Origin of the sequence: Microbulbifer sp. 2205BS26-8, assembly GCF_030731025.1 — a bacterium.
Lineage (GTDB): Bacteria > Pseudomonadota > Gammaproteobacteria > Pseudomonadales > Cellvibrionaceae > Microbulbifer > Microbulbifer spongiae.
On the sequence record NZ_JAVAMR010000009.1, the window covers coordinates 50370 to 67853 of the forward strand.

The 17484-nt window shown below is 53.1% G+C and carries 12 protein-coding genes; 9 read left to right on the top strand and 3 right to left on the bottom strand.

Annotation, left to right across the window (positions count from 1 at the left end):
- Positions 1 to 64: 64 nt before the first annotated feature.
- From cysG to Q5Y71_RS04990, 4 genes are all read left to right on the top strand, one after another.
- Complete coding sequence (gene cysG, locus Q5Y71_RS04975; RefSeq protein WP_306040586.1) at positions 65 to 1483, top strand: siroheme synthase CysG; 1419 nt, start codon at positions 65 to 67, stop codon at positions 1481 to 1483.
- Positions 1484 to 2502: 1019 nt separating this feature from the next.
- Positions 2503 to 2826, top strand: coding sequence for a TfoX/Sxy family protein (locus Q5Y71_RS04980; RefSeq protein ID WP_301418210.1), 324 nt, complete (start codon positions 2503 to 2505; stop codon positions 2824 to 2826).
- Between the two features lie 208 nt (positions 2827 to 3034).
- A complete protein-coding gene (locus Q5Y71_RS04985) occupies positions 3035 to 3919 on the top strand; it encodes an aldo/keto reductase (protein WP_306040587.1) in 885 nt (294 codons plus the stop codon).
- Between the two features lie 842 nt (positions 3920 to 4761).
- Entirely contained in the window at positions 4762 to 6138 is a 1377-nt protein-coding gene (locus Q5Y71_RS04990; RefSeq protein WP_306040588.1) for an SLC13 family permease, read from the top strand.
- Between the two features lie 363 nt (positions 6139 to 6501).
- On the opposite strand, the gene Q5Y71_RS04995 is transcribed toward Q5Y71_RS04990, so the two are convergent.
- Together Q5Y71_RS04995 and Q5Y71_RS05000 are read right to left on the bottom strand one after the other, a co-directional pair.
- On the bottom strand, positions 6502 to 7380 hold the full coding sequence (locus Q5Y71_RS04995; RefSeq protein WP_306040590.1) for a DUF417 family protein: 879 nt from the start codon (positions 7378 to 7380) through the stop codon (positions 6502 to 6504).
- Positions 7381 to 7716: 336 nt separating this feature from the next.
- Positions 7717 to 8199: a hypothetical protein gene (locus tag Q5Y71_RS05000; RefSeq protein WP_306040592.1), complete on the bottom strand. Its 483-nt coding sequence runs from the start codon at positions 8197 to 8199 to the stop codon at positions 7717 to 7719.
- A 662-nt stretch (positions 8200 to 8861) separates the two neighbouring features.
- Between Q5Y71_RS05000 and Q5Y71_RS05005 the strand changes: the two genes are divergently transcribed.
- The 5 genes from Q5Y71_RS05005 to Q5Y71_RS05025 all read left to right on the top strand — a co-directional run bounded on the left by Q5Y71_RS05005 (position 8862) and on the right by Q5Y71_RS05025 (position 16901).
- Complete coding sequence (locus Q5Y71_RS05005; protein ID WP_306040595.1) at positions 8862 to 9986, top strand: M14-type cytosolic carboxypeptidase; 1125 nt, start codon at positions 8862 to 8864, stop codon at positions 9984 to 9986.
- Between the two features lie 122 nt (positions 9987 to 10108).
- The gene (locus tag Q5Y71_RS05010) at positions 10109 to 11881 is read left to right on the top strand and encodes a M28 family metallopeptidase (protein ID WP_306040597.1); all 1773 of its coding nucleotides are present in this window, start codon (positions 10109 to 10111) and stop codon (positions 11879 to 11881) included.
- 510 nt (positions 11882 to 12391) lie between these two features.
- Positions 12392 to 14518: a TonB-dependent siderophore receptor gene (locus Q5Y71_RS05015; RefSeq protein ID WP_306040599.1), complete on the top strand. Its 2127-nt coding sequence runs from the start codon at positions 12392 to 12394 to the stop codon at positions 14516 to 14518.
- A gap of 261 nt (positions 14519 to 14779) precedes the next feature.
- Positions 14780 to 15352 carry a hypothetical protein gene (locus tag Q5Y71_RS05020; protein WP_306040601.1) on the top strand — a complete coding sequence of 191 codons (573 nt, stop codon included), beginning with the start codon at positions 14780 to 14782 and terminating at the stop codon, positions 15350 to 15352.
- Between the two features lie 40 nt (positions 15353 to 15392).
- Positions 15393 to 16901 (top strand): PepSY domain-containing protein, encoded by a 1509-nt coding sequence (locus Q5Y71_RS05025; protein ID WP_306040603.1) that lies wholly within the window; start codon positions 15393 to 15395, stop codon positions 16899 to 16901.
- 23 nt (positions 16902 to 16924) lie between these two features.
- On the opposite strand, the gene Q5Y71_RS05030 is transcribed toward Q5Y71_RS05025, so the two are convergent.
- Complete coding sequence (locus Q5Y71_RS05030; protein ID WP_306040605.1) at positions 16925 to 17383, bottom strand: GNAT family N-acetyltransferase; 459 nt, start codon at positions 17381 to 17383, stop codon at positions 16925 to 16927.
- Between the last annotated feature and the right edge of the window lie 101 nt (positions 17384 to 17484).

Below are 17484 nucleotides of genomic sequence, written 5' to 3' on the forward strand. Positions count from 1 at the left end.
ATAACCACCCCTTGGTTTCTTGGAGGAAAGCTGTCCCCCGCCTGCCGCGGAATGGAAGAAGACGTTGCGCTATCTCCCAATCGCGTTTGATGTCCAAAACCGCCCTTGCCTGATCGTGGGTGGAGGTGCTGTTGCCACGCGTAAAGCCCGCCTGCTCTACAGGGCGGGTGCCCGCTTGTGGGTGGTTTCCCCGGCGATTGTCGCTGAACTTAAGCAACTGGTGAACGATTCAAACGGGGCCCTGTTTGAAGCAACCTACTGCGCCGATTATCTGCACCGCGCCGAACTGGTGATCGCGGCATCCGATAATGCGAAGGTGAATGCGCAGGTCTCTGCCGATGCGCGCGCCCGGCATCTGCCGGTCAATGTGGTGGATGCGCCGCAACTGTGCACGTTTATTTTTCCCGCAATGGTGGAACGCGGCGATCTGGCGATTGGTATCAACAGCGGTGGTGCTGCGCCGGTGCTCGCCCGGCGTATCCGCGCTCAGATCGAAGCATTGCTGTCCCCCGGGCTCGCCAGCCTGGTGGTGCTCGCCGCTCGTGTGCGCAGCAGGGTAAAAGCCGCACTGCCCGAAGCCCAACGCAGAGGCTTTTGGGAGTGGGTTTTCTCGGGGCCGGTCGCCAGCCGTGTGGAGGCGGGGAAGCTGGCGGAGGGGGAAAGCGCGTTGCTCAATGCCCTGCAGGACTGGGCGGGTAGGTCCCCGCCCACTGGTGAGGTATACCTGGTGGGCGGCGGACCGGGAGATCCCGATCTGCTGACCTTTCGCGCCCTGCGTCTGATGCAGCAGGCCGATGCCGTGCTCTATGATCGCCTGGTATCCCCGGCAGTTCTGGATCTGGTGCGCAGGGATGCCGAGCGCATTTATGTTGGCAAGAAAAAAGCGTTTCATTCGGTTCCCCAGGGCGATATCAATCAGTTGTTGGTGGATTTAGCCAGCAAAGGCAAAAAAGTTCTGCGCCTGAAGGGGGGGGACCCCTTTATTTTTGGCCGGGGTGGTGAAGAAATCGACAAACTGGCCGAACACGGAATTCCGTTTCAAGTGGTGCCGGGTATTACCGCTGCGTCTGGATGTGCCAGTTACGCAGGTATTCCTTTGACGCACCGTGATTATGCCCAGTCGGTGCGGTTTATTACCGGGCACTTACAGGAAGGCAGCCTCGATTTGCCGTGGGGCGAATTGGCCTCTGATGGCCAGACCCTAGTTTTCTATATGGGCTTGACTGGCCTGGAGACTATTTGCACCGAACTTGCCCGCCACGGCCTCCCGGCGGAAACGCCAGCGGCATTGATTGAAAAGGGTACAACGCCGGCACAGCGGGTTATTGTGGGTGACCTCAAGACACTGCCGACCCTTGCGAAGGAAAAGGCCGTTCGGGCACCGACTTTGACCATCATTGGAGGTGTTGTCAGCTTACACGAGAAGTTGCACTGGTATCAGCGGGACCAATCAGATTTCCAATCCCCTGTCTGTGATGTTTGATTCCGGTAACAGATCAGACCCTATTGTCCGCTGCACGAAATCTTTTGACAAAAAGGCGTTGCGGCCACACAGGGGCATTCGCTACCGCCAAACGCCGAATTACAGTGGAAACCCTCGATCACTTTGATTGAAGGGAAGAGCGCTGTGACAAGGTATTACCAGATATGGATTGGGGCGTAGCAGTTGCAATATACCACGAGTGCGAAAAGGCATTGCGTGTTCAGTAGAGGTTCTGTCGGCCCAGGCCCAGATCATAAATGTCACCTTTCGGTGCTTTTTGTTTTCAAATAAGCACTGAACGCAAAATGGACTTAATCCAACCCAATAATAACCACATATCCTTATGTGAAATGTATGGATATTCTACCAATAAGTTGCCGTCCGGAAAATCCAGGTATTGCCAAAAGTGCCGAAAGCGTGGTTTTGAGTTACTGACAATAATCCGGGTAAAAGGTATGTTAAGGCTGACAAGGTTGGATACAGCCAGGTAATTACAGGAAATTCTCGACTGCCACAATCCCCGTTATAGCCTTTTAAAAAAGTTCTGAATGACGCACTGACTTGGCGGTGTATTCAAAAGGCACTTGTCGTTAAAATTCACTTTTACTGTTGCGGTGCTTCTCTTGTGTTGACAACCCATTAAAAAGTGTTGCCATTACCTGCTACACTTGAAGGATCGTTCATTATAAATTTTTTTATCGGGATGCAGCTACTTATACAGGGTATGGGAAGAGTTTCCGTCTTTCAAGACCCTATCAGTTGTGGTGGCAGGCCGCGATTCTGTAAAGGTCTATTTGCAAGCTGTCAGGATTGGGAATCGTTGTGTTTTCTTCACGGGGGGATATCGACTCTCTCCATTTGGGATTTGTTTATTACCTGCTGAAGTGGCCCAAGGAGGAGGATTATTCCAGCGAATTGTCTTCAGCAGAGATTGCTCTTTTCAAGGTTGCATTTGTGCGGTATGCAGCGATTGTGAAGATGAGTCATACCGCTTAGTAAAAGGAATTAAGGAGATTGTTATGGCGTATAACAAAACCCTGGCAGAAAAGGTGCGCAATCTGTTACAGGAAAACCAGGGGCTCAGTGAGAAGCAGATGTTTGGGGGCCTGGCGTTTATGTTAAATGGCAACATGGCCTGTGGTGTCATCGGCGAAGAACTGATGGTTAGGGTGGGGCCTGATCACTATCAGGAAGCACTGGCGGAGCGGTATACCCGGCCAATGGATTATACCGGACGTCCCCTGAAGGGGATGGTGTATGTCGAGGAGGATGCCGTTGCCGAAGACCTCGACAGTTGGGTAAACCGCGGCGTACAATTTGCTGGTTCTCTACCGCCCAAATAAAATCTGAACTCATACGCAAAGGAAGCCAGTTCGGAAGGGGATTTTAGTGTCTTGCGAATGAAAAAATGACACAGTTTTGCCGGCACACAGTAGGATTTTCGGAGAAATAGGGCTTATCTCTGATGCTTGGTGACCCCCAGGCCGGATAGCCGTGGCCACGACAGAGGGTTTTCAGTGCATATTGCAGCAGTTGGAAGGGATTTCGATCATGTATTTTATCGAGTTAAATAACGGCGTGCAGATTCCTCAGGTTGGCATGGGGCTGGCTGCTGTAGGTGGCTGGCAGCAAGATAACGAATATGTCACCGACACCATTTTAAAGGCCATATCGATCGGTTATAGACAGTTTGATACGGCTTCTGTGTATGGCAATGAGCGTGCCCTGGGGCGGGCAATCAGGGAATCAGGCCTGCCGCGGGAAACGTTCTTTATAACCAGTAAACTCTGGGATACTGAGCAGGGGCGCAGCAAAACCCACGATGCTTTTGCGCGCAGTCTGGAACGTTTGCAACTGGAATATCTGGATCTCTACCTGATTCACTGGCCGGTGCCTGCCTATACCCGGGAAACCTGGGAAGCTATGGAGGTGCTGTATCAGCAGAAGAAGGTACGGGCCCTGGGTTTATCGAATTTTCGCAAGGCGGATATCGAACAAATTGCCACATTCGCCGAGGTGCGCCCGGTCTGTAATCAAATTGAATTGCACCCTTATTTCACCCAGCAGCCACTGGTGGATTACTGCCAGTTTCACAAAATTGCCATCAGCTGCTGGTCCCCTCTGGGTACCGGATCCTCCTGGAGTGGCGTGTCACAAAGCCAAAAACCGATAGTGGACCCACTGATTGTGAAAATCGCAGAAAGTCACTCTGTATCTCCGGCACAAGTAATTTTGAAGTGGAATGTACAACAGCATCGAATTGTGATTCCCAAGGCGGAAAAGCTGGATAACATGCGTAGCAATTTCTTACTGACAGGATTTAGTTTGAGCAATAGTGAAATCAGGGAAATCAACGGCCTGAATGGCAATAAACGGCTTGGTGGTGACCCAGATTATGCCCATAAAAATAATTTAACGGTGAAGGTGCCAGATTAACACATCGGTTAATTATAAGGGGTGTGCCTTACATTTATAGAGTCGTCAGTGGAGTCTTGTTCCAATCAATGGTTTTGTACAGCAACGGCAGTCCGCTGCTCTTACCTGTTGTGATGATGCCGGGAGAGGGATGTCTGATATTGCTTTTGCAGGATGTTCGATTGATTTGACAAAAGTAGTTCCGCTTGTCTCTCACTGATAGTATCCTTACCAGCTCAAGGCCAGGCGGGAGTACAAAACGCTACTCGTGCTTTTAAATAGATGGCCGGGTGCAGGCTATCTGCCGAATGGTACAACTGCAGATTTGCTCTTCAGGTGGCAGGATATCCGTAAACTTTTCTTTGGGGTCAGCGCGACACTGTCCTGCTTAATCCGATAAGATTCATCCAATCGACCGGAAAAAATGAGATGAGAAACTGGACAAACGCCAGTAACCTTGCTTCGTAGAGATTCCCCATCGCCGCTCGGCATGCAGAGGTGGCTGTATTTGCTGGCGTCATTCATCGGGCATTGTTATTTCCAGATTTTACCCCTATTGGCTATACTGCTTTTGCATTTTCTGGGGTTTCTTTGCACACAATGCTCGTGTGGGTGAATTTTCCAGATCGGGACGGGGTGTCCTGAGACAGGAAAATACTATGGCACTACGGGCCGCAAATCCTCTAAACGAGAGTCTCTTCGCCTGATTAGGACGGTGTTTTAGGGGGCTTATGATTGGGGGGTTTGGTTGTGAGGGAACCTTAAATCTGGATTGGCAGTGACCGGCGCTTTGGTTGCAGAAAAAGAATACATTTTCCTCCGGTACTCATAGGGCCTGGGGGCTAGCCTGTTGGGGGGTGAGTATGTCGATTGCGCGTCGGCGCTTTATCGTTTTTGGGCCGTTACTGGCCGTTCTTTTTTATGTGTTTTTGCGTGTGCTGGATATGGCATATTTGCCTGCAGTCACTGCGGCTATTACATTGCTGACAGTGATCTGGTGGATTACTGAGGCACTGCCTATTCCGGCAACTTCTCTGGTACCTTTTATACTTCTCCCCTTGTTCGGGGTGGCCGATTACAAAATAGTGGCGGCATCGCTGGGAAGTCATGTGATAATGCTGCTTATGGGAGCCTTTATTTTGTCTAAGGCCTTGGAAAAGAGTGGGGCCCATGAACGCCTGGCCTTGTATATGCTGCGCATCGTTGGCATCTCCTCTGGTCGGCGGTTGGTTCTTGGGTTTATGCTGGCCTCCGGTTTTCTCAGTATGTGGATCTCGAATACCGCCACAACCCTGATGATGCTGCCCATTGCCCTGGCAATTCTCTCCCGTATTCAAAATCAACGATTGAGCATTGCGCTGATTTTGGGGATCGCTTATGCCGCCAGTCTCGGGGGTGTGGGTACGCCGCTGGGTACGCCTCCGAATGTGATTTTTATGGGGATTTATGAGGAGTTAACCGGTCGGACATTCAGCTTCGTGGGCTGGATGAAGATCGGTCTTCCTGTTGTGTTGGCTACTCTGCCGATTATGGCACTCTGGCTTACTCGCAGCGTTCATCTTAAAAATGCAATTCAACCGCCGGCGGTTGGCGTTTGGCGTGCGGAGGAAAAGCGCACACTCCTGGTGTTTGGCCTTGCCATAGGCTTTTGGGTTACTCGCAATGCACCCTTTGGCGGCTGGAGCGGGTGGCTGGGTATTGCATCTGCAGGAGACAGCACAGTGGCTATTGCCGCTGTGGTGGCCATGTTTATGATTCCCGATGGAAAAGGTGGCCGCTTGCTCGACTGGCAGACTGCAGAGACAATCCCCTGGGGCATGTTGCTGCTCTTCGCTGGTGGTCTCGCCCTGGCCAAAGGCTTTTCCGTCTCGGGCCTGAGCAGTATGTTGGGCAGCGGGCTTTCCTTTCTGACTGCCATGCCCCTGTGGGTAATGTTGCTATTGCTTTGTCTCAGTGTCACCTTCTTCACGGAAATTACCAGTAATACCGCTACAGCCACGCTACTGATGCCGATACTTGCAGTGGCGGCCACTTCTGCAGGTTTTGATCCGATGGTGTTGATGATACCCGCTGCCATGAGTGCCAGCTGTGCTTTTATGTTACCGGTGGCCACGGCACCCAATGCAATCGCTTACGGCACCGGAAAAGTGCGTATGCAGGATATGGTGCGTGAGGGTGCGGTGCTGAGTGTAACGGCATCGTTGATTATTGCAGGTACAGCCTGGCTGCTATTGGGTTAGGCGGTTGTGCGGGTGATGTTGCCAGATTGGGTAACAATCCTTATTTCCAGGATGCTGCACTGGAAAACAGTTGCTGCAGCATAAAATTATCCGCTGCACAGGCAGATTTTTTCGGTGTGTAAGACTCGGGGAAATACTGGGTAGCCACATAGGGTAATTTGACCACAGGTGTCGACGGCGGAGCGTTTTCACAAAACGATTGATCCCCGAGCCCGGTCACTTTTCTGATCGGTAATAGAGTGCTCTCGAGCCAAATCGTTAAGGGGTGGCCGCCTCAATTGGCGGCCCTTGATTGCTTTGCGGGCAAAAAATGCAATAAAACTGCAGTGAGCCCCAAGGGGCTCTGCCCATTGCATACTTCCGTTAGGTGGTGGATTCTTGCCGACGTGTCACAGCACTGTAGAAGATTAATGCGGCTGCAAACAGAAGCCAGTCTTTGATAATGAACTGACCAGTTGTATTCAGATCGAGAATAAAGAGATCATACCCGGGAGTATTGAAAAGAAAAGTGGTTGTTCCGATCGCTGTGGCCAGGATACCGGCCAAGCCGAACAATCCAATGCGCTTGGATACCGGTGCAAGTAGCAGCGATACTAGAAAAATTAACTCGACGATGCCAATGAAATTTGAGGCTCCCTGGGTGCCCCAAACAATGTAAGTCCAGGAAAAAAAGATATTGGTACTCATCAGGGGAAAAATACCCTGCGCCTCATAGGCAGTGAATTTCATTGCGCCAATCCACCCCATCACAATGGCGACGCCAAAAATACACAGCCCAATGGCAATGCGCCGACACACTTGTGAAGACGTACTGGAGGCGTACAAATACAGGGCCACACCAGCCATGGAGAAGTACTTTATGATCCCCTGGCCCGAACCAATAAACGGGAAACCGCCGTAGGACGCTACCCACACCGGGTTTGTCAGGAGAAACGTGGTGGGAGCAATCAGCAGTATAAAAGCGACCAGTGCAGACCATTGATAACTCCTGCTGTGCCGATTGCGCTGGCCGAGTCCGATCGCAATCACAATTTTTACTGCGCCGATCAACCATGCCAGAGGCGTCCACTGTGTGCCCACTTTTGAAAAGAGCAGGTGCTGACTAAACCAGTTGTTGATTATTTGGGAACCGGTTTCCCCGAAAGAGAGAACGCCTGTCCAGACGAGGTACACCACCATGATCCAGTTTGCGATTGTGTAAACGTGACGCTCAGGGATATTATAAAAATACGAGAGACTCATGATTTTTGCTCCTGCTGGGCTGGAAGAAAAAGTGCCGAATACGCCGTTTGTCTGGATTATTTCGGGGACAGGGCTTTTGGCATGGCATTTTGCAAAGGCCGGGGTGGTGACCCCCGGTTCTTATACTCCTGACAGGGTAGTAAAAACCCCTAGCCATTACCTGCTCATTACAACTGGGGATTGCCTCCCCGGAATATCTGGCAGCTCTTTGTGGCGCGCCAGTATACGAAAGGCCCAGAACAGACTGCGGCGGGCGAAGGTGTTTTCCTGCACCGGATGAACCCGGCGTGTTTTTAGGCAGCCAGGTAAAAGATCCGTTCCTGTATTAAGGGGTGCCTAACGCGCGGTGACTTGAGTGCTGATGGCTGCCCGCAAAGCTGTAGCATCCTGTAACCAGACAATGTCATCAGCATCCACCTCCAGCCCGGTAATGTGCGTAAGGATAACTTCCAGGCCAGCCAAATCCCCGCTACCGTCAGATTTGCCGTCAATGGACAGCTGAAGCCAGGCGCGGCCATTTTCGTCAGTCACTTTTCGTACCCTGTCTGTATCGACAGCGCTGGTGTGCCGGTCGATCACCGAGGGGCTACCTGGTGGCAGGTAAATTGTGCCATTGGTAAAGTCCACCGCGAAGGCTACCACACCGGGCAGAATGCCAAAAAGCAGTGCGGCACCATCCAGGATAACCACTGCCGGGTCCACACGACCGCCTGTCTGACCTTTGCGCTCAGGATACAGAAAATAACCGCAGGCGCTCACATTAATGGCCATCACCAACACGCAGCTAAGGGCAATACTGCGCCGAATACTACTACCCATGAACTCTACCTCTTTCAGCTTATCATCGAGTCTGGAATCCCGGTCAGCTGTCTGGCCTCGGTCCCAAAGGCCAATTCCGGAGAAGGGTTCGCCTTCTCGCCTGTCCAGCCAAATATCCTTCCATTGGTAAGGGAAAAGCCACTAAATTTACGCCTATCTGCACCAGGGTGCAACAAAGTGCAAAAAAAACTGCCTAAACTTTAATCAGCGCCTGTTACGGAATGTTATGGAGATGTCATTGATTTCTGACAGTGTGGAGTGACGCACTTGTGAACAGTCCGGGCAGCTAGCATTTGTCTGGGACCGACACCAGAAATTTCAGGGAGCAGTAGTCGCAGCAGGTGCCGCCAGGGATTGGCTAAAGCACGGTATCGGGTTCGATACCGTGCTTTTTATTATTTGCACATCAATTCCAGGGTGTTTCCCGGTTGGGGGGATTACCACCCTGGGCAACTGACACAAGTGCACAGTGCAAGTTCTATTTCCTGCTTTGAGTCGGTAGCCGCCGGCGTCAGATTCCCTCAGTTACCTCCTCTAAGTGATCCAAATCCATGGGTGGATGGCGTGAAAATTTACCTGTGAAGTGGCAACTTCCACCGCCATGTGCCTGAAAAAAATGCGTGAGCCCTGTATCCTGCGCCCAGTAACAAGAGGGGGCGTAGATGAATATAACCAGTGCTTTCGACAGCGGCAATATTGAGGTTGTCAATTCCAATGCCAATCCGGTTGAGTTGGCCATCCGCCAAGACCACAATTCCGATTTCTATCAGTGGTTTCACTTTCGCTTAGAGGGGGAAACCGGGTCAAGTTATGCGCTGCGTATTGTGAATGCTGGCAAGGCCGCTTATCCGGAGGGGTGGGAAAATTACCGGGTGTGCGCTTCCTACGACCGCCAGCACTGGTTTCGTATCGGTACCCATTATGACGGAAATAGCCTGGATTTTACCGTAACGCTGGATGAGCCAAGTATCTATCTTGCCTATTTCGCTCCGTATTCCTGGGAGCGGCACCTGGATTTACTTGCCTGGGCCCAAAGCAGCGACCGGGTACACTTGCAAAGTCTCGGCAAAACGCTCGACGGTCGTGATATGACCCTGCTGACGGTTGGGGCTGCCAGCAGTGCCAGGCACCGGGTCTGGATGATCGCCCGCCAGCACCCTGGGGAAACCATGGCGGAATGGTTTGTGGAGGGCTTTTTGGAGGCGCTGCTGGACGAGGCCAATCCCACAGCCCGGCGTCTTCTGGCGGATACCGTCTTTTATGTGGTGCCGAATATGAATCCCGACGGCAGTGTGCGCGGCCACCTGCGCACCAATGCGGCGGGGGCAAACCTGAATCGCGAGTGGCTTGACCCCAGCATGGAGCGCAGCCCGGAGGTTTTTCTGGTGCGGCAGAAAATGCTGGAACTCGGTGGGGAACTATTTCTGGATATTCATGGGGACGAAGCGCTGCCCTACAACTTTGTCGCTGCCTGTGAGGGCATTCCCGGCTATGATGACCGCCATGCGAAACTGGAGGAAACCTTCAAACATGCCTACTTGGCGGCCAGCCCGGATTTCCAGATCGAACACGGCTACGAGCAGGACAACCCCGGTGAAGCCAACCTATCCATAGGCACCGCCTGGGCCGGGCACCAGTTTCGCACCCTGGCGCTCACCCTGGAGATGCCTTTCAAGGATAATGACAATCTGCCCGATCTGCTCGAGGGGTGGTCTCCCGCTCGCTGCCAGCAGTTGGCCCGCGATATTCTCAATCCGATCCGCGCAGTGCTGAAAACCCTGTTGTAGCGTGTTGGCGGCTTTTGTTCGATACCTCGCGCCTATCCAGTGCCAGCAGGTTTCTGTAAGTGGTCGTTAGATGGATCGAGATCAGGCATAATTCTGCACAACAAGGCTTATAGGACTACACCATGCAATTCTCCTCCCTCTGGCGCCGTCTCGGCCTGATTGTTGCTGTCAGTGGCGCACTCACCGCCTGTCGCCAAGGCGACCCCGACGTGACCGGGAAGCAGGCAGCGGAACCAGCCGCTGCCCATACGGGTCACCAGCACCCTGTGGGGAGCACCACCGGCTCCAGCTCTGATCAGGTTGAGCAGGCCCAGGTTGATGCCATAGCCGCAGATCTGCACAAGCATATCGCGGTTCTCGCTTCTGACCAGTTCGAGGGACGTGCTCCCGCCACACCGGGTGAATTGCTTACCGTCAACTATCTGGCAGAACAATTTAAAGCCCTGGGGCTGACGCCCGGCGCTAGGGATGCAAAGGGCCAGCCGAGCTGGTTCCAGCAGGTGCCCATCGTAGAGATGCAGATCGAATCCACTCCCCTCCGCATTGTGGGCGCGGGTGCCGAGCAGGTGTTGCAGCCAGTCACTGACATGGTGGCTTTCACTCAGCGCCAAATCCCTGCATCCGCCCTGGAGAACAGCGAATTGGTCTTTGTCGGCTATGGCATTGTTGCCCCCGAGAATGACTGGAATGACTACTCGGGGCTGGACATGTCCGGCAAGACCGCCGTTATTTTGGTCAATGACCCGGGCTATGCTAGCAAGGATGCGGCTCTCTTCAATGGCAACGCCATGACTTACTATGGGCGCTGGAGTTATAAATTTGAGGAAGCCGCCCGTCAGGGTGCCGATGGTGCCATCATTATTCACGAGACCGGGGCCGCCGGTTATCCGTGGGCAGTGGTCAGCGGTTCCTGGTCGGGTACGCAAATCAGCTTGGAAGCCGACGATCGCAATGCCGATCGCGTAGCGGTGGAGGCCTGGATAACCAACAATGCAGCCGGGGTGCTGTTTCGCGCTGCCGGATTGGATCTGCAAACAGAGATGGCCGCGGCGAAAACCCGCGGTTTCAAGCCGAAGCTGCTCGGCCTCAAGGCCAATATCCGGCTGCAAAACAGTCTGCAAACCACCAGTTCCCGCAACGTGGTGGCCAAGTTGCCTGGCGGGAAACGACCGGATGAAGTGATCGTGTACACCGCGCACTGGGATCACCTGGGTGTAAACAGCAATGTTAAAGGCGAAGACCAGATCTTCAATGGCGCTGTGGACAATGCCACAGGAACCGCCGGGTTGCTGGCCATGGCTGCCCAGGCGGTAAAACTTGAACGCCCCGATCGTTCACTGGTTTTCGTTGCGGTCACCGCTGAGGAATCCGGCCTGCTCGGCTCCGGATATTATGCGGAGCACCCCGTTGCACCCCTGGAGAAAACGGTTGCGGGCATAAACTTTGATGCTATGAATGTGCTCGGGCCAGCCCGGGATATTATTGTTATTGGCTCCGGCAGCAGTGAATTGGAGCCTTTGCTGGAGGCCGCTGCAAAGGCGCAGGGCCGTTACCTGGTTCCTGAGGAACACCCCGAGCGCGGTTATTTTTACCGTTCGGATCATTTCAGCCTGGCGAAGAAAGGCGTTCCCATGCTCTATTTTGACTCCGGCACCGATAACCTGGAGCACGGTCGCCAATGGGCTCGGCGCAAAGGCGAGGAATATCTCAGCGATCACTATCACAAGCCGGGTGATGCCTATGATCCGGCGTGGAATTTAAAGGGGGCAGCCATGGACCTGCAGTTGGGGCTGCAACTGGGACTGGTGTTGGCCAACAGCCAGGATTGGCCCAACTGGTATCCGGGCAATGAGTTTCGCGCAATCCGTGATGCGAGTGCCGGTGCCAGAAAGTAGTTCCGGCGGGTGATTCCGTAATTGTCCCTCTTGCAGCAGCGGTACCGGTTTTCTACCGCTGCAATCCCACCCATGTGTACCTGCGGCGTTGCCTGCGTTTCCTTCCCATTGCATTTGGCAAACAGAAACAGATCCCGATCTTTCTCCGGCTGTCCTGTTTTAAGAAATCAAAAAGGCAGCCTCCGCCGGGAGTAGGAATTGGCTGACTGAGAGCGGCAGCCCCCATACATCGTATTAAATACTGCATGCCAGGACTTTTGCCTTCCTGGACAACAGTTGATAACAAAAAAACATCTCAACAATATTGCAAGTGATAACCATTACCATTAGTATCCGCAAGATTCGCGACTACGGACACCAGCTGTGGTCAATATACGTCTTATTGAGTATTGAGGGATCTCTATGGGTACCACTCGAATCCAAGGTTTATGCCAGACTCTTTCTCCTGCTGTGGCTGGTCTCCACCGCTCCCTATTGGCCCTTGCAGTTGCTGTCGGCGGCGCTAATGCGGTGTTTGCAGCCGAAGAGAGAAGTGAGCGTTTGGAGGAGGTCCAGGTTACCGGTCAGCTGAATCTGTCCCGGCAGACTTCTATTGGCAAGCTGGATATCCCGGTCGATGAGACGCCTTTTTCTATCACACTGCGCGATAAAGCGTTCTTTGATGCTACCGGCTCCAAGTCTGTGCAGGATGTGCTGCAATATTCAGCCGGTGTGAATGGCGGCTTGTTTGGTGTGGATGCCCGTGGCGATTGGTCTTCGGTGCGCGGTGTGGACCCTGTGATGTTTATTGATGGGTTGCAGTCGATTTTTGGCAGCTATACCAGTTCCCGTGCCAATCTGTATGCCTTTGAACGGGTGGAAATCCTCAAAGGGCCTTCCTCTGTGCTCTACGGTCAGGGCTCTACAGGCGGGATTGTCAATCTGGTTTCCAAGCGCCCCCAGAGCGAATTTGGTGGTGAGCTAGTGGTGCAGGGTGGTGACTACAACCGTAAAGTAGTTGCCGGTGATGTGACTGGTGCGTTGGACAGTGAAGGCAAATGGCTCTATCGCTTAGTGGGTTATACCCGTGATGCTGATGCCCAGGTGGATCATGTAGAGGATAACAGCACTTTGTTTATGCCTTCTTTCTCTTGGCGCCCCAGTGCGGATACGGAAGTAACCTTCCTGGCGAGTTATCAGAAAGACGAGACAGGTACGACTGCCGCATTTTTACCCTGGGGGGGTACGCGTATTGAAAATGAAAATGGCGATATACCGACGGATGTTTTTCTGAGTGAGCCAGGCTGGGATAAGTATGATACAGAACAAATCGCTTATAGTTTGTGGCTGGATCATCGATTGAGCGAAAACTGGGGTGTTAACGCGAGTCTGCGTTATTCAGAGGGAGAGGTTGACTATAACTCAATGTACGCGGACTTTGCTTTAGAGCTTCGTCTGGAGAAAAATATCAGAGAAGTGTCTCGTACGGTGTACATGAAAGATGCTAGCAGTGACTTGCTGATTTTTGACTTACGCTTATTTGGGGAGATCTCTACCGGTCCCTTTGAGCATCAGATTTCTTTTGGCCTAGATAATCAGGATGCACAGATTGACGACCGCACATTCAGGGGGTCTGGCCTTGGTGGTTTTATTGATATTTTTGACACCGTATACGGGTTTGTACCTGAGGGTCTGGAAGGGCTGGCGAGGGATGAAACTATTACTGATACAGAGCAGCTTGGTTTCTACTTTCAGGATCAGGTAATGCTTGGGAATTTTATTTTTAACGCAGGGATACGTAGTGATAGAACCAGTTCCCGAGCAAAGAGTAATAATCCCGGAACAGATGATGCACGCAAGAAAGCTCGCGCAGTTACTAAACGCTTTGGCGTGATGTATGCATTTGACAGTGGTGTTTCTCCCTATATCAGTTATTCTGAATCCTTTGAGCCTGTGGTGTCAGACCCCAGTGGGCTGGGTCGCTCACTTAAACCGGTTGAGGGTGAGCAGGTGGAAGCTGGGCTCAAGTTCCAGCCTGAAGGCACTAATTTGTTGGTTACTGCCTCTGTTTTTGACATTATACAGAAGAACCGTCTCACTCCAGGACAGGAGAATATATTCGTACAAACCGGTGAGGTAAAAATTGACGGGGCAGAGCTGGAAGCAAGCGGTCAATGGGGCAATTTAACTCTGGCTGCAAACTACAGTAATCTCGATACTGAAATTACTGAAAGTGGAATTTATTATGAGGTTGGCACCGAATTGGAAGCTGTACCTGAAAAGCAATTTTCATTTTGGGGTGAGTACAATTTCAGTGATTGGGTGCCGGGTCTGAGTTTAGGCCTGGGCGCACGGTATGTTGGGGAAAGCTACACGGGGATAGATAAAACCCATATAATCGTGGTTTCAAATCCCTTCATCGCTAATAGCCCGGCCTTACTTGCTTATTACGACAGTATTTTTGCAGAGTTTCCCACTGATAATCCGTCTTACACCCTGTACGACGCAACCATCGGCTACACTCTGGAAAGCTGGAAATTCCAGTTGAATGTAAAAAACCTGACCGATGAAATCCACACCACCTCTTGCCTGAGCCGTGGGGACTGTTTTTACGGTGAACGCCGCTATGTTACGGCTGAAGCGCGTTACACTTTCTGAATCTGATTCTTGCTAAGTATTTGCCGGCAGTGCGTGGGTGAAGGCAAGTGCCTCCGCCCTTTTACCATTAGTTCGGCGATCTGACAGGGCCTGCAAACCCTGTGTGATCGCTGTCCTTGCAATACAGGCGCCGCTGGGCGACATTGCGGGAGTGTTCGAGGTGTGTCGGCCCGGGGCCCAGTAACAACTGGCCTCAGGCTGGACAAGCTGTCTGTTCAGGGAAATTCATCGAGCGAGCCAAAGACTTTCTTTGTGGTATTTATGCCAAATACACTCTACACCATCGCTGGGCTGGCCAGCCTCAGCGCCCTCGCCGGCATAATCTGTTTGTACAGGGCCTGGTTGCACACCGGTGTACAGCCAGTGCGCCGCTGGCTCGGTTGGACATTGATGGGGGTTTCCGCCGGGGGCTGGAGTTCGGTGTTCGGTGTTGAGTATGGGATCAGTATTGCCACCCTGATCGTTATATTGGGGGTCTTTGTCGTGATTGCGCTGAACGGAGACTGGCCCAGTGGCCCGCCTAGACAGGACAAGCAGAGAGCGACAGCCAGCGCTGCTCCCAGGGCTACGTATGTAATAGGGCTGCGTGGCATTGCGAGATGCCTGGTGGTGGTTATTTTGCCGGCGGTGAGCGGCGTGTCTGCAGGGCTGTTGTTCTTTGGTGTAGCCAATCTGGTCGACAGCAGTCGCCTGATTGGTGCGGGATTTGTTGCCATCGCCGTCTGGACCCTGGCGGTTGTCTGGTGTTGTGCCGATCGGAAACTGCTGCGCCCGGGTGCAGCCCTGGTGCTGTTTTCAGCGGCGAGCGGCCTGTATCTGTTGCCTGCTGCATAAGCGGGTGTGCAGTGCCCGTGCTATGGAATAGGAAGGTATCGTGAAATTCTCCCTCAAACCCTCACCAGCCTTTGTGCGCGATATGACCGATGGGCATTCGGTTCTGGGACTGGCACTGTCCACACTGCTGTACATTGTGTGCGTCAGCGGCACCCTGGCGGTTTTCTACAATGAATTTGAGCGCTGGGAGCAGGCTTCCGAACTGGAAACCCTGGCGGTCAGGCCCGCTGTGTATGCAACCGCCACAGAGCAGGCCACCGCCCTGGCGAGCGCACAGGGAGAAAAATTCAATTCAGTCACCTTTACTATTCCCAACTCGGATATGCCGAGATTGGTTGTGCGTGTTGGCAAAATTGAACGGTATCTGGGAGAGGATGGCTCGCTGCAGGGTGCAGTTTCCCACGACTGGACCCACTTTCTCACCTACCTGCACTTTGCCTTGAATCTGCCGGTGGTACTGGGAGTGCCACTGGTGGGATTGATCGGTGTGTTGATGACCGCGCTGATCCTGTCCGGTTTGCTGGCGCACCCAAAAATTCTCAAGGAAGCCTTCTCTTTCCGTATGGCTGGTTCCAGGCGTTTACAGCAGGTGGATCTGCACAACCGTCTGGGTGTCTGGGCCGCACCTTTCCATCTGGCCATTGCTGTCACCGGAGCCTTCATTGGTCTGTCACAGGTGGTGGCTTTTGCGATTGCGGGGCTCTTCTTCGGTGGCGATGTGGAGAAGGTGGAAGCGATGCTGTATAGGGAAAAGGTTGCGATTGCGCAAGATGCCGGGCAGGTGCCGCTGCCGGACTTTGAAATGATTCTTGCGGAGATGTCGCGGCTGGCACCGGGCCATGAGCAGAATCGTTTGCGCATATTTCATCCTGGCCGCGAAGGGCAGGTGGTAGAGATAGTCACCCGGGTTCCCGGGCGCCTGGTGTGGGGAGAGCGTTATCGGTTCGACACCCAGGGGCGGTTGGTGCACAAAGAGGGCTGGTCTGAAGGGGAGGCCGGTAAACAGGTGTACGCTTCCAATTTTCGCTTGCACTTCGGTCATTTCTCCGGCTTCCCGGTAAAAATCGCCTACTTCCTGCTGGGGGTCGGCATGTGTGTGCTGGTGGTTTCCGGCATTAATATCTGGCTGATACGCAAGCGCCAGAGAGGTGCACCTGCGGTACGCCTGGAGCGTGTGTGGATGGCCCAGGTGTGGGGAATACCGTTTGCCATCGCCTTAAGCGCTGTGGCGTACCTGGTCTTTGCTGTGTCTGCGGTACAGGTGTTTTGGTTGACCACTGCTGTTTTGAGTGTAGTTGCTGCATTTTCTGGCACAGTGGCAGGGTGGTCCATGCTGCTCAGAGGGGCCACCATTGTCGCTTGCCTGCTGGTGGTGATCGCACATGTCTCTATTTTTGGAGCAGATGCCTTTGTGCGCGCTTCACTGGTGGCCAACGCTGTGTGGTTGTTAATGGCAGCCGGTATCGCCGCCTCCTGCCTGTATACTTGGGCACGTCGTCGCACGTGCAATTTTGCCCCCTCAGTCAGGGGGGCTGTCAGTAGCAGCTAGTCATTGAGCACGGCTGGTATCCATCAGGGTGCCGGGCGCAGCATTTCTATATGGGGTATGCCGTCCTCCTCGTAGGGAGACGATACCTGCTCGAAACCGAATCCTGTATAAAACCGGCTGAGGTGCTGCTGGGCGGAAATACGAATCGCCGTTTTGGGATACTCGCTCAGGGTGTGTTGCACAGCCCGGTCCATCAGTGCTTTGCCGAGTCCGGCACCGCGGCTGGATTCCGTGGTGAGTACTCGCCCGATGGCGGGCTCCCGATATTTCCTGCCCGGAAACAAGACGCGCAGGTAGGCCATCAACTGTGGGTTCTTGTAGTTAGTGTCCCAGCAGATCAGGTGCCAGGCGAACTGGTCTTTGCCATCGGCATCCTGATAGGGGCAGTGCTGTTCTACGGTAAAGACCTGCTGGCGGGCCCGCAGTATTTCATAGAGCTGGTCGATTGAGAGTTCCCTAAAGCGGCACCATAGCCACTGCATCTGGTTTCACCCTGTGTTTTTGCAAGTTGTTTTGCTCAAGTTGTGCAGCCTGTGTGGATGCTTTGGTTGACAACTTGAATCGCTGGTGTTAACCAAGCGCG

Coding starts and splice junctions, on each gene's coding strand:
- Q5Y71_RS04980 (WP_301418210.1), top strand. CDS start 2,503: ATGGCGTATAACAAAACCCTGGCAGAAAAGGTGCGCAATCTGTTACAG.
- Q5Y71_RS04985 (WP_306040587.1), top strand. CDS start 3,035: ATGTATTTTATCGAGTTAAATAACGGCGTGCAGATTCCTCAGGTTGGC.
- Q5Y71_RS04990 (WP_306040588.1), top strand. CDS start 4,762: ATGTCGATTGCGCGTCGGCGCTTTATCGTTTTTGGGCCGTTACTGGCC.
- Q5Y71_RS04995 (WP_306040590.1), bottom strand. CDS start 7,380: ATGAGTCTCTCGTATTTTTATAATATCCCTGAGCGTCACGTTTACACA.
- Q5Y71_RS05000 (WP_306040592.1), bottom strand. CDS start 8,199: ATGGGTAGTAGTATTCGGCGCAGTATTGCCCTTAGCTGCGTGTTGGTG.
- Q5Y71_RS05005 (WP_306040595.1), top strand. CDS start 8,862: ATGAATATAACCAGTGCTTTCGACAGCGGCAATATTGAGGTTGTCAAT.
- Q5Y71_RS05010 (WP_306040597.1), top strand. CDS start 10,109: ATGCAATTCTCCTCCCTCTGGCGCCGTCTCGGCCTGATTGTTGCTGTC.
- Q5Y71_RS05020 (WP_306040601.1), top strand. CDS start 14,780: ATGCCAAATACACTCTACACCATCGCTGGGCTGGCCAGCCTCAGCGCC.
- Q5Y71_RS05030 (WP_306040605.1), bottom strand. CDS start 17,383: ATGCAGTGGCTATGGTGCCGCTTTAGGGAACTCTCAATCGACCAGCTC.